General features: G+C 68.6%; 8 protein-coding genes and 2 tRNA genes. All 10 read left to right on the top strand.

Translation table 11 applies throughout. The features are described from left to right. Positions 1 to 9 precede the first annotated feature (9 nt). The 10 genes from ACG02S_RS14390 to ACG02S_RS14345 all read left to right on the top strand — a co-directional run bounded on the left by ACG02S_RS14390 (position 10) and on the right by ACG02S_RS14345 (position 12054). A tRNA-Pro gene (locus tag ACG02S_RS14390) sits at positions 10 to 86 on the top strand. Between the two features lie 176 nt (positions 87 to 262). After that, positions 263 to 2245 (top strand): OPT family oligopeptide transporter, encoded by a 1983-nt coding sequence (locus ACG02S_RS14385; protein ID WP_394471161.1) that lies wholly within the window; start codon positions 263 to 265, stop codon positions 2243 to 2245. 16 nt (positions 2246 to 2261) lie between these two features. After that, a tRNA-Arg gene (locus ACG02S_RS14380) sits at positions 2262 to 2338 on the top strand. 79 nt (positions 2339 to 2417) lie between these two features. After that, positions 2418 to 3251: a cysteine hydrolase family protein gene (locus ACG02S_RS14375; protein WP_394471160.1), complete on the top strand. Its 834-nt coding sequence runs from the start codon at positions 2418 to 2420 to the stop codon at positions 3249 to 3251. A gap of 2 nt (positions 3252 to 3253) precedes the next feature. Then, positions 3254 to 4447, top strand: a complete 1194-nt coding sequence (gene pncB, locus ACG02S_RS14370; RefSeq protein WP_394471159.1) for a nicotinate phosphoribosyltransferase — start codon at positions 3254 to 3256, stop codon at positions 4445 to 4447. Between the two features lie 146 nt (positions 4448 to 4593). Beyond that, on the top strand, positions 4594 to 5196 hold the full coding sequence (locus ACG02S_RS14365; RefSeq protein WP_394471158.1) for a biliverdin-producing heme oxygenase: 603 nt from the start codon (positions 4594 to 4596) through the stop codon (positions 5194 to 5196). Next, complete coding sequence (locus tag ACG02S_RS14360) at positions 5193 to 7427, top strand: ATP-binding protein (RefSeq protein ID WP_394471157.1); 2235 nt, start codon at positions 5193 to 5195, stop codon at positions 7425 to 7427. Before ACG02S_RS14365 ends, ACG02S_RS14360 begins: the two co-directional genes overlap by 4 nt. 7 nt (positions 7428 to 7434) lie before the next feature. Beyond that, on the top strand, positions 7435 to 7893 hold the full coding sequence (locus tag ACG02S_RS14355) for a response regulator (protein ID WP_394471156.1): 459 nt from the start codon (positions 7435 to 7437) through the stop codon (positions 7891 to 7893). Next, positions 7886 to 9880 (top strand): hybrid sensor histidine kinase/response regulator, encoded by a 1995-nt coding sequence (locus ACG02S_RS14350; RefSeq protein ID WP_394471155.1) that lies wholly within the window; start codon positions 7886 to 7888, stop codon positions 9878 to 9880. Before ACG02S_RS14355 ends, ACG02S_RS14350 begins: the two co-directional genes overlap by 8 nt. After that, on the top strand, positions 9877 to 12054 hold the full coding sequence (locus tag ACG02S_RS14345) for an ATP-binding protein (protein WP_394471154.1): 2178 nt from the start codon (positions 9877 to 9879) through the stop codon (positions 12052 to 12054). Before ACG02S_RS14350 ends, ACG02S_RS14345 begins: the two co-directional genes overlap by 4 nt. Positions 12055 to 12582: the final 528 nt, after the last annotated feature.

Below are 12582 nucleotides of genomic sequence, written 5' to 3'. Positions count from 1 at the left end.
GGGCTTGATCGGGGCGTAGCGCAGCCTGGTAGCGCATCTGCTTTGGGAGCAGAGGGTCGCGAGTTCGAATCCCGCCGCCCCGACCAAACCTTTCTCCAAGACCCGCCCCGGCGCAATCCGCGGCGGGTTTTGTCTTTTGAGGAGCCCCGCATCCGGGGCGTCGCTCCTGGGACAACCCCCAAAATCCGACCGAACGGTCGGCCATGACAATCGCCCGCTTTTGCTGCACACCCGGCAAGGCCACAAGCCGCGCCCGAGACCCATGGCACTCCAACACCTGACCGACGAGCAGATCACCAGCTGGACCCGCGCCCAAAAGGACGAGTGGTGGTTCAACAACGTCTACCGCCACGATATGCCCCAGCTGACGCTGCGCTCCGGCCTGACCGGCTTTCTGCTGGGCATCGTGTTGACCGCCACGGCGCTGTACGTCGGGGCAAAGACCGGGGTGGGCATCGGTGTCGGACTCACCTCGGTGATCATGGCCTTCGCGCTGTTCAAGGCCTTGTCCAATGCACGGCTGGCCAGAGATTTCAGCGTGCTGGAGAACAACTGCACCCAGTCCATCGCCACGGCGGCGGGCTACACCGTGATGCCGCTGATCGCCGGTCTGCCGGCCTACATGATGGTCACGGGGCACTTGATCCCCTGGTGGCAGCTGATGCTGTGGCTGATCGTGGTTTCCGTGCTGGGCGTGCTGGTGGCGTTCCCGATGAAGCGCCGCTTCATTAATGAAGACCAGTTGCCGTTCCCCGAGGGGCGGGCCTGCGGCGTCGTGCTGGAGTCGCTGTACTCCGGTGATGGTGGGGAGGGCATGTACAAGGCGCGGCTGCTTGGCAAGGTGGCCGCTTTCGCCGCCATCTATCAGGCCCTGGTGAGCGACGGCTGGATGAAGCTCGTCCAATTCAAGCTGCTGATGATGGACAAGTGGGCCGGCCTCACCGCCCCTTGGTATCTGCATGAACGTCTGGACCAGTACTACTACGACTGGGCCATGAAGGCCGATGCCTACATCCCCAAGATCCTGGGCACCGACTTTCGCGTGCTGGGCCTGCGGCTGACGCTGGACATGGCTATGATCGGCGTTGGCGGCCTGATGGGCCTGGCTGTGGCAAGCAGCTGCATGATCGGCGCCGCGCTGAACTTCGGCCTGCTGGCGCCGCTGATGATCCAGGCTGGCGACATCGCCCCGCGCCTGAATGTCGATGGCTCGCTGGTGCCGCTGAACCGTGCCGAGATCGTCAACCAGTGGTCGCTGTGGTGGGCGGTCACGATGATGGTGGTGGGCGCCCTGGTGGGCCTGCTGTCCAAGCCTGAACTCATCACCAGCATCTTCAAGCGCCGCAGCAAGCGGGACGAAGTTCAGGGCCCGGACATCCTGCGTGACATCGAACTGCCGCTGTGGCTGTCCTACATCGGCGTGCCGGTGCTGGGCCTGCTCAGCATCTGGCTGACCCACAGCTTCTTTGGCGTGCCGCTGCTGCTGGGAGTGATCTCCCTGCCGCTGATCCTGGTGCTGACCGTCATCTGCACGAACGCGATGGCGTTGACATCCTGGACGCCGACCGGCGCGCTCTCCAAGATCACCCAGTTCACGATGGGCGCGCTGGATCGCAGCAACCCGGCCTCCAACCTGCTGCCGGCCACCATGACCTCGGACGTTGCTGCCAATGCGGCCAACTTGCTGTCGGACATCAAGCCTGGCTACATGCTGGGTGGCAAGCCGCGCCACCAGGCCGTTGGCCACTGCATCGGCATCCTGGCCGGCACGCTGGCTTCGGTGCCGCTGTTCTACCTGCTGTTCCTGCCGCCCGACGCGAATGGCGTGCGCAGCACGGCCACCATCGTCAGTGATCAGTTCGCCTTCCCTGCCGCGCTGCAGTGGAAGGGTGTGGCGGAGCTGATCGCCAAGGGCTTGAGCCAGCTGCCGCATTCCGCACTCGTCTCCATGGCCGTGGCGGCCGTGATGGCGGTGGTGATCGAAGTGCTGCGCATCCGCACCCGCGGCCGCTTCCCGTTGTCCGCGGTCTCCATCGGGCTGGGCGTGGTGCTGCCGCCGGAAGCCGTCATTTGCATGTTCATCGGCGCGGTGTTCTTCTGGGTCATGCGGGCGCGCAACGAGTCCAGGATCGGCACCGCCGGCCACCGCCGCTGGGTCGAAGGCATGGAGCCCATTTGCGCCGGCCTGATTTCGGGCGCCGCCCTGATGGGCATCGGCAACGCGATCATCAACGTGCTGATCTGATAATCACGCGTGCGATCTGTCCGTAGCTCAACTGGATAGAGCAGCTGCCTTCTAAGCAGCAGGTCGGGGGTTCGAGTCCCTCCGGACAGGCCAACCCTTCAAGGCGCCCGGATCGTTGACGGTCCGGGCGCCTTTTTCTTGTTGTAGCCACCTCTCGTACAGGAATTCCGCTGTGCTCACGCATCTGCTGCTGATCGACCCGCAGAACGACTTCTGCGACCTGCCTGCAGACTGGCTGCCGCGCTCGCCGGTCAGCGGCGAGCCCATCCGCCCCGCACTGCCGGTGACTGGCGCGCACGCTGACCTGCAGCGCGCTGCCGGGCTGGTGCAGCGCCTGGGCGGCCGGATTGAAGCCATCACCGTCACGCTGGACTCGCACCACCGCATTGACATCGCCCACCCGGGCTTCTGGCTTGACGCCGCTGGGCAGCCGCCCGCGCCATTCACGCCCATCACCGCGGCCCAGGTCCGCGCTGGCCACTACGCCCCGCGCGACGCCGCCTATCTCGCTCGCACGCTGGCCTACCTGGACGCGCTGGAGGCCGCCGGCCGCTACACGCTGATGGTCTGGCCCGTGCACTGCCAGATGGGCAGCTGGGGCCACGGCGTTCATGCCGGCCTGCAGGCCGCGCTGGATGCCTGGGCCGACGCGCAGGGCCGTTCGGTCGCCGTCGTCACCAAGGGCGAGAACCCGTGGACCGAGCATTACAGCGCGCTGCAGGCCGAGGTGCCGGACGCTTCGGACGAGCGCACCGAGCTGAACGGGACGCTGCTCGTCGAGCTGGACCGCTTCGACCGCGTGCTGATCGCCGGCGAGGCCGGCAGCCACTGCGTGCGCGCCACCGTCGAGCACCTGGCTGCGCACCTGCCATCGCGCCAGCTCGGCAAGCTGGTGCTCCTGACCGATTGCATCAGCCCAGTACGTGGCTTCGAGGGCCAGCAGGCCGAGTTCCTGGCCTCGATGCAGGCGCGTGGCCTGCGACTGGCCACCAGCACGGAGATCTGACCATGGCCGTCATCACCAGCCTGCTGGACACCGATCTCTACAAGTTCACGATGTGGCAGACGATGCTGCATCGCCATCCGCAGACCCAGGCCGAGTACCGCTTCGTCTGCCGCAACCAGCCGGGTTACCCGCTGGCCGAACTGAAGGCCGATGTGGAGCGCGAGCTGGAGGCGCTTTGCGGGCTGAGCCTGCGTGAGGATGAGCTGGCCTACCTGCAAGGCCTGCGCTTCATCAAGAGCGACTTCGTCGACTTCCTGCGCATCTTCCGCTTCCAGCGCGCCTTCATCGAGGTGAGCGCCGAAGGCCCACATCTGCACATCGTCGCCCGCGGCCCGCAGGTGCATGTGATGGGCTTCGAGATCCCGGTGCTGGCCATCGTCAACGAGCTGTACTTCCGCCGGCTGGACAGCGCGGAGGTGCGCGCCGAAGGTCTTCGCCGCCTGGCTGCCAAGATCGCCGCGCTGCAGGCCTTCGCCGCCGAGCCCAGGCCGCAGCGACATCCCTTCGACCTGTTTGATTTCGGCCTGCGCCGGCGCTTCTCCGGCGCCTGGCAGCGCGAGGTCGTCACGCAGCTGCGCGATGCCTTGCCGCAGCATTTCAAGGGCAGCTCCAACGTGCTGTTGGCCAAGGAGCTGGACCTGGTGCCCATCGGCACCATGGCCCACGAGTACCTGCAGACCTACCAGGCGCTGGGCACGGTGCGGCTGCGCGACCACCAGAAGGCCGCGCTGGAGGACTGGGTGCAGGAGTACCGTGGCGACCTGGGCACGGCGTTGACCGACGTGGTCGGCATGGATGCCTTCTTGGCCGACTTTGACCTCTACTTCGCCAAGCTGTTCGACGGCCTGCGCCACGACAGCGGCGACCCGGTCGTGTGGGGCGAGAAGGCGCTGGCCCATTACGCCAAGCTGCGCATTGACCCGCACACCAAGCGCCTCGTGTTCAGCGACGGCCTGACCATCACCAAGGCCATCGCGCTGTACCGCCACTTTGCCGACCGCGTGCAACTGGGCTTCGGCATCGGCACCCACCTGAGCAACGACTTGGGGCTCACACCGCTGAACATCGTCATGAAGCTCACCCACGCCAATGGCCAGCCGGTGGCCAAGCTCAGCGACAGCCCCGGCAAGACGCTCTGCGACGACGAAACCTTCCTGGCGTATCTGCGGCAGGTGTTCGGCATACGGGCGACATGACGCGGGTTCTGCATTGGCAGCGGTTGCCGCAAAAGTTACGCGCGCTTGGCAAAAGTGCCGCCGTTTCGGGCCGCCACAGGGGTCTTTGTACTGGCGTGATTTTTGCGTGTGCTGCCGCGAATGACGGTGAATGGGAGCACCCTTGAATGAGCAATCCGCCAGCGACCGCGGCGCCTGATGAGCCGCTTTTAGGCGAATTGCGTGCCGCCACGAGACCACATCACGACCGCATCGAACAGCTGCTGGCGCTGGACGCGCCCATGGCGTTGCCACGCTACAGCGCCATCATCGGCGGCTTCCACAGCTTCCTCTCCGGCTGGGAGCCGCAGCTGCGCCGCGCCATGCCGGAGCGCCTGCATGGCTGGCTGGCCGAGCGGGGGCGTGCTGCTTTCGCGGCCGATGATCTTGCCTTCCTGGGCCGTGCCGTGCCGTCCTCGGCGCACTCGCCCGACTGCCTGCCCGAGCCCGGCGTTGCCGCTGCCTTCGGCTCGATGTACGTCATCGAGGGTTCAGCGCTGGGTGGGCAGGTCATCACGTCCTGGTTGAAGCGAGACCTCGGACTGGAGCCGGGACGCGGCGCCAGCTACTTTCACGGACACGGTCGGCGCACCGGCGAGATGTGGCGCGAGTTCCGGCTGCGCGCCACCGCCGAGGTGGGCGCAGACCCGGCGTCGCGCCGCGCTGCCTGCCGCGCCGCCGAGCGCACCTTCGACGCGCTGATCGCCACCTTCGAGCCCTTGGTCACATGACGCTGCCCCTGCCCGACGCCGCCATGCTGCCGCTGGACCCGACGTCCTGCGCTAGCGAGCCCATCCGCGTGCCCGGCGCCATCCAGCCGCATGGCTGGCTGCTGACGCTGGACGCGACCAGCGGCGCCGTGGCTGCGTGGAGCGAGAACTGGCCCGAGCTGCTGGGGGCTGTGACGTCGGCCGCGCTGGCCGATGTCGCTGCCGGCTTCGCGGGTGGCATGGCGGAGCTGGTGGACGGCGAGGGCGCTTCCTCGCTGGGCGCGCTGACGCTGGCCGGCCGGGCGCTGCACGTGTCCGCCCACCGCCTGGGGGCCCTCGTGCACCTGGAGTTCGAGGCGTCGGCGCCCGAGACCGGCGCGCGGGCACCCATCTACAGCCTGGCCCGTCATGTCGTGCCGCAGATGCAGCTCACGACCTCCATCGAAGAGGTGTGCGGTGTGGTGACGGTCGAGATGAAGCGGCTCACCGGCTTCGGCCGCTGCCTGATCTACCGCTTCGATGCCCAAGGGCATGGCGAGGTGCTGGCCGAGCTCGCCGATGACGGCTACGAGACCTACCTGGGGCATCACTTCCCGGCGGCCGACATCCCGGCCCAGGCGCGGGCCCTGTACCGGCTCAACCACCTGCGGCTGATCCCGGACGCCAACTACGAGCCGGTGCCGGTGCGGTTCGCCGACGGCAGCAGCACCGCGCTGACGCTGGACCTGTCGCAGTCGCAACTGCGCAGCGTGTCGCCAGTGCACCTGGAGTACATGCGCAACATGGGCACGCTGGCGTCGATGTCCGTGTCCATCGTCGTGCGCGGCGAGCTGTGGGGGCTGGTGTCCTGCCACAACCGCGGGCCGCGCGAGCTGTCGTACACCACCCGCATGGCGTGCGAGCATCTGGGGCAATTGCTGTCGCTGCAGATCGAGGCCAAGGAAGAGAACGAGCACGTCAACGAGCAGCTGCGGCTGCGCCAGCTGACGCTTGCCATGGTGGCCCACCTGGCCGACAGCGATGCGACGCTGCAGCGCCTGGTGGACGAGCCCGGGCCATTGCTGCGGCTGGGCCGCGCCTCAGGCGCGGCGGTCATCCTGAACGACCAGTGCTGGCGCGTCGGCGAAACGCCCGGCGAGGAGGCCGTGCTGCAGATCGGCAGCTGGCTGGCCAACCACATCGACGAGGTCGCGTACACCGACCGGATCGCGCAGGACGCGCCGGCGCTCGCCGGCCACGTGTCCGTTGCCGCGGGAGTGATGGCCATCTCCATCTCGCGGCTGCACCGGCACTACGTGGTCTGGTTCAGGCCCGAGATCGTGCAGACCGTCACCTGGGCCGGCGATCCGCGAAAGGCCGCCGCGCCGCCCGGCACCCGGCTGCATCCGCGGCGCAGCTTCGAGAGCTGGGTCGAGCATGTGCGCGGTCGCTCGCTGCCGTGGACTGCGGCCGAGGTGCACGCCGCGCTGGAGCTGCGCCATGCGCTGATCGGCATCGTCATGCGCCGCGCCGAAGAAATGGCCGAGGTGGCTGCGGAACTGGGCCGCGTCAACAAGGAGCTGGAGGCGTTCTCGTACACCGTCTCGCACGACCTGCGCGCGCCCATGCGCCACATCGCCGGCTTCGTCGATCTGGTGCTGGAGATGGAAGGCGAAGGCATCAGTGACCGCGCGCGCAACTACCTGTCGCACGTGAAGGAGGCCTCCGCGCACGCCGGCCTGCTGGTCGACGCGCTGCTGGACTTCTCCCGCATGGGCCGCGCCGCGCTGAAGTGCACGTGGATCGACACCACGCTGCTGGTGGACGAGCTGGCCGCCGAGCATGGGCGCGATGCGCGCATCGAGTGGATCGTGCACCGCCCGCTGCCGCGGCTGTGGGCCGACCCGGTGCTGCTCCAGGTGGCGCTGCGCAACCTGATTGACAACGCCGTCAAGTACAGCCGCACGCGCGAGGTGTCACGCATCGAGATCACGGGCATTGCTGACGAACGTTGCGCCGGCCTGGCGATTCGCGATAACGGTGTGGGCTTTCAGATGAAATATGTCGCCAAGCTGTTCGGAGTCTTTCAGCGCCTGCACCGTGCGGAGAGTTTTGAGGGCACCGGCATCGGCCTGGCCAGCGTCCGGCGTATCGTGGAGCGCCACGGCGGCAGTGTCGAGGCGTGGGGCGAGCCAGATCGTGGCGCCCGCTTCAGTTTCGTGCTGCCCCTGCCGGCGCACCACGAGTCCCCCTCAACCCCACCTGCTGCATGAGAACGTCATGTTGAAACCCATCTTGCTCGTCGAAGACGACGCCCGTGATCTCGAGCTGACACTCGTCGCACTGGAACGCAGCCAACTCGCCAACGAGGTCATCGTGGTGCGCGACGGCGCCGAAGCGCTGGACTACCTGCGCCGCGAGGGCAGCCACGCCGGCCGCGGCGAAGGCAACCCCGCCGTCGTGCTGCTGGACCTCAAGCTGCCCAAGGTCAACGGCCTGGAAGTGCTGCGCTCGGTGCGCGCGACCGATTCGTTGAAGAGCATCCCGGTCGTCATGCTGACCTCGTCGCAGGCCGAGTCCGATGTCGTGGAAAGCTACGCGCTGGGCGTGAATGCCTACGTCGTCAAACCGGTGGAGTTCAAGCAGTTCGTGTCGGCCATCGCCGACCTGGGCGTCTTCTGGGCCGTGCTGAATGAGCCGCCGCCGGGTTCGCTGCGTACACACCGGCGCCATGGCTGAAGGCGGGGTCACGTCACCCCCAGGCGCGGGCGGCCTGGACATTCTGCTGCTGGAGGACTCTGCCTTCGACGCGGAGTTGCTGAAGGCGTCGCTGCAGACCGCGCGGCCGGACGTGCGACTGCGCTGGGTGCAGGACGAGGAGGGCTTCAAGCAGGCGCTGGCAGGCCAGCGCTTCGACGCCATCCTGTCCGACTACCAACTGCCCGACTTCAACGGTGCCGAGGCGCTGGACCACGCGCGCGTCGTCGCGCCGCTGACGCCGTTCATCTTCGTGTCTGGCGTCATCGGCGAGGAGAACCTTGTCGAGCTGCTCAAGCGCGGCGCGACCGACTACGTGATGAAGGGCCGGCTGTCGCGGCTGCCGCTGGTCATCGAGCGTGCGCTGCGTGAGGTGGCGCAGCGCGAGGCGCAGGAGCTGGCCCAGGCCCAACTGCGCGAGGCCGACGCGCTGTACGCGCGCGTGGTGGACTCGCTGCAGGATTACGCGGTCGTGCTGATGGGCCTGGAGGGCCGCATCCGCGACTGGAACCGCGCGGCCGGCGTCATCTTCGGCCATGCGCTGGACGATGTGCGTGGCCAGTCTGCGGCGTTGCTGTTCACGCCCGAGGACCGGGCGGCCGGCGTGCTGGCGCGTGAGATGGCGGCTGCCCTGGCCGCAGGCTCGGCGCGCGACGACCGGTGGCTGATGCGCCGGGATGGCAGCCTGCTGCGCGCCGAGGGCGTTTTGACGCCGTTGTACAGCGCGGCGGGTGAGCCCACAGGTTTCTCCAAGATCGTGCGCGACGTGACCGCCACCTACCAGGCCTCGCTGCAGCTGCGCCAGGCCAAGGAGGAGGCCGAGCGCAGCAACGAGTTGAAGGACCAGTTCCTGGCCGTGCTGTCGCACGAGCTGCGCTCGCCGCTGAGCGCCATCACCGGCTGGGCCGACGTGCTCGAAAAGCGTGGCGGCGCCGACGAGCTGCTGGCCAAGGCCGCGCTGGTGATCCGGCGCAATGCCCAGTTGCAGACGCGCATGATCAACGACCTGCTCGACATGAGTGCCGTGGTGGCGGGCAAGTTGCAGTTGCAGCAGCAGGTGCTGGACCTCAGCGCGCTGACGGCCGAGGCTCTGCTGTCGCACGTGCACGCGGCGCAGGCGCGCCGCATCGCGCTGGAGTGCGCCGGAGGTGGCGTGCTGTGGGTCGCGGGCGACTCGCAACGGCTGGCGCAGGTCATCGCCAACCTGGTCGGCAACGCGATGAAGTTCAGCCTGGAGGGCGGTCGTGTGGACGTGTCGACGCGTCTGGACGGCGACATGGTGGTGCTGTGCGTGCAGGACAACGGCCGCGGCATCTCGCCCGATTTCCTGCCGCACGTGTTCGACCGCCTGCGCCAGGAAGACAGCTCCAGCACGCGCAAGGCCGGCGGCCTGGGGCTGGGCTTGGCCATCGCCCGTGCCATCGTGGAGCTGCACGGCGGCCGCATCTCGGCCCACAGCGAAGGCGCCGACCAGGGCGCCCGCTTCGAGGTGCGCCTGCCCGTCGCGCCGGCGCCGGCCAGCAGGCCGGTCTCGCTGGCGCTGCCCGTGCCGGGCCAGGCGGCACCCTCGCTGCAGGGGCTGCGCCTGCTGCTGGTGGATGATGAGGAGGACGCACGCGACGTGGGACTGGCGGCGCTGCGCGAGCTGGGCGCCAACGTCACGGCTGCCGCCAGTGCCCCGGAGGCCCAGGCACTGCTGGCCACGCAGCGCTTCGACGTCATGGTGTCCGACATCGGCATGCCCGAGATGGACGGCCTGACGCTGATCCGGCGCCTGCGCGAGCAGCCGGCCACTGCGGCACTGCCCGCGGTCGCGCTGACCGCCTTCGCGATGTTGCCCGACCGCCAAGCCGGCCTGGCGGCGGGCTTTCAGCGCTACGTGGCCAAGCCCATCGACATGCGCCTGCTGGCTTCGGCCATCCTGGAAGCTTTGCGCACGCCCGTCGGGCAGCAGAGCAATCTCCGATGAGCCTGCCATTCCCGCCTGTCGAGCCCGTCACGCTGGACAACTGCGAGCGCGAACCCATCCACATTCCCGGCTCCATCCAGCCCCACGGCGCACTGCTGGCCTTCGACCGCCTGGGCCGCCTGATGGTGATGAGCGCGAACGCGAACGCACTGCTGGGGCTGGAGCTGACGCCGGGCCGCGCACCGCGTGTGGCCGACCTGGGAGGCGACGCCGATGTGTACGCTGCCGTGCAGCAGGCCGTGACGAGCCTGGGCAGCGGCGACTCCATGCCCGATTCGCGCGAGGTGTCGCTGAACGGGCATGACTTCGACCTCGTGCTGCATGCGCACGCCGGCCTGTGCCTGTGCGAGTTTGAGCTTCGCGATGCCAGTGCCGACCGGCTGAGCAGCTTCGCGCGCATGGCCTACCGCTCGATGGACAAGCTCAAGCGCCAGCCCGGCATCGACAGACTGCTGGAAGTGGCCGTGGCCGAGGTGCGCGCCATGACCGGCTTCGACCGCGTGATGGCCTACCGCTTCCGCCACGACGACAGCGGCGACATCGTCGCCGAGGCCCGCCGCGACGACCTGGAGGCCTATGTCGGCCGGCGCTACCCCGCCAGCGACATCCCCGCGCAGGCGCGCCGGCTCTACGTGCTGAACACGCTGCGCCTCATTCCCGACGTACGCTACCAGCCCGTGCTGCTGCTGGCGGACGCCGGCCACGTCGAGCCGGTGGACCTCAGCCACAGCGTGCTGCGCAGCGTGTCGCCCATCCACGTCGAGTACCTGACCAACATGGGCGTGGCCGCTTCCATGAGCGTGTCCATCGTCGTCGGCGGCCGGCTGTGGGGCATGCTGGCCTGCCATCACATGGCACCGCTGGCCGTGCCCTATGCCATCCGCATGGCAGCGGACGTCATCGCGCAGTTGCTGGCGGCCTCCGTGCAGTCGCTGGCGGCGCGCGAGCGCGAGGCCGTGATGGCTCGTGCAGCGCTGCTGCGAACCGACATCGCCGCGCAGATCGTGCAGGGCCGCGAGGCGCAGGACGTGCTGGCGCAGGAGGCGCCCGCGCTGTGTGAGAGCCTGGACTGCGACGCGCTGATCGTCGGCCTCAACGGCCGCGTGCGCCTGCACGGGCCGGTGGACGAGGCGTGGGCCGCGCGGCTGCTGACGTGGCTTCAGGCGCGCGACCGGGCGCTGGTGCATGTGGACCGCTGCGACGAGCTGCCCGAGTCCGACGGGCCCGAGCGCTATTGCGGGCTGCTGGCGCTGCGCTTCGACGCGCCGCGCCAGGGCTGGCTGGTCGCGCTGAGGCGCGAGCAGATCGAGACCATCCGCTGGGGCGGCAAGCCCGAGAAGGAGTTGATGCACGGCCCGCTGGGCCCGCGCCTCACGCCGCGCGGCTCGTTCGCCGAGTGGCGCGAGACCGTGCGCGGCACGGCGGTGCCGTGGTCCGATGTCGCACTGGAGACGGCCACGCTGCTGCTGGACACCGTCAGCCGCGTGCATGCCGACCGCGTGCTGGAGCTGGATCGGCTGCGCTCGCAGCTGTGGGCCGTGTTGGGCCACGACCTGCGCGACCCGCTGCACACGCTGAGCGTCGCGTCCATCGTGCTGGACCGCCAGAACGCGGCCGACCGCATCACCACCGTCATCCGCAACTCCACCAACCGCATGCAGCGGCTGCTGCGCGACCTGCAGGACATCACTCGGCTGCAGAACGGCCTGGGCCTGGCGCTGGAGGCGGAGGACACCGACCTTGCCGCGCTGCTGGCCCAGCAGCTGGAAGACCATCGCGCCACCTACCCCGACACGCCGCTGGACGTGAGCCTGCCCGCCACGCTGCCCGCGAGGCTGGACCAGATGCGGCTGCTGCAGATGTCGGCCAACCTGCTGAGCAATGCGCGCCACCACGGGAGCGGCCGCATCGGCGTGCAGCTGACCGGCAACGCCGGCCATGCGCGGCTGCGCGTCAGCAACCCCGCCGAGCCCATCGCGCCGGAGCTGGTGGACGGCCTGTTCGACCCCTTCAAGCGCCAGTCCATCAGCAACCCGCGCAACCCCGGCAGCATGGGCCTGGGCCTGTACATCGTGGACCAGGTGGCAGCAGCACACGGCGGCTCCATCCGCTACGCGTACGAGGACGGCGAGGTCGTGTTCGTGCTGGAACTGCCGCTGGCGCCGCCGGGCTGAAATCGGCGCCTCGTCCTACACCTGCGCCGCAGGGGCTGGCCTACATTGGTTTCGGGCTCACGCCCCCTGCTGTTCCTCCCTGAGCAGGCGTCTACCGTGACAGCGGAAGACGGTTTCAGCCCCGGCATTCGTGCCGGGGTTTCTTTTGTGCGCTCAGCATGAGCGCACTTCTCGCGGGTGCAAGTCCCGTCGTAAGTTGATCACGGCGAACGAAGCGAAGCGCAACTGCACGAGGGCGACCGAGTGTGGGAAGGAAGCGTGGAGCGAAGCTGCGAGCCGATGAACAAGAACCGGATAGAAGGCACTGCCAAGCAGGGCGAGCGGGCAAAAGGCCGCAAAGCTCTCGTGATCAAGGCGAAGCGGTGTAGATCCGGCGGCTGTGCAGCGAAGTGCGGTCTTCTCTGAGGAGATCCCGCCTTGTGCCTGAAAGGGCGACGGCCATGCTGGAGCGGGAAGTCAGCCGAGGTCGTAGTAGCCGGGTAGCGGGGCCGCCGAGGCCACCAGCGAGAGGCGAAGGACCGAACGAGA

This window comes from Pelomonas dachongensis, assembly GCF_043555865.1.
GTDB classification, from domain to species: domain Bacteria; phylum Pseudomonadota; class Gammaproteobacteria; order Burkholderiales; family Burkholderiaceae_C; genus Pelomonas; species Pelomonas dachongensis.
This window is presented reverse-complemented; position numbering and strand designations above follow the sequence as displayed.

Bases quoted from the DNA above. Each gene is read 5' to 3' on its own strand.
- ACG02S_RS14360 (WP_394471157.1), top strand. From the start codon at position 5,193: ATGACGCTGCCCCTGCCCGACGCCGCCATGCTGCCGCTGGACCCGACG.
- ACG02S_RS14350 (WP_394471155.1), top strand. From the start codon at position 7,886: ATGGCTGAAGGCGGGGTCACGTCACCCCCAGGCGCGGGCGGCCTGGAC.
- ACG02S_RS14355 (WP_394471156.1), top strand. From the start codon at position 7,435: ATGTTGAAACCCATCTTGCTCGTCGAAGACGACGCCCGTGATCTCGAG.
- ACG02S_RS14345 (WP_394471154.1), top strand. From the start codon at position 9,877: ATGAGCCTGCCATTCCCGCCTGTCGAGCCCGTCACGCTGGACAACTGC.
- ACG02S_RS14385 (WP_394471161.1), top strand. From the start codon at position 263: ATGGCACTCCAACACCTGACCGACGAGCAGATCACCAGCTGGACCCGC.
- pncB (WP_394471159.1), top strand. From the start codon at position 3,254: ATGGCCGTCATCACCAGCCTGCTGGACACCGATCTCTACAAGTTCACG.
- ACG02S_RS14365 (WP_394471158.1), top strand. From the start codon at position 4,594: ATGAGCAATCCGCCAGCGACCGCGGCGCCTGATGAGCCGCTTTTAGGC.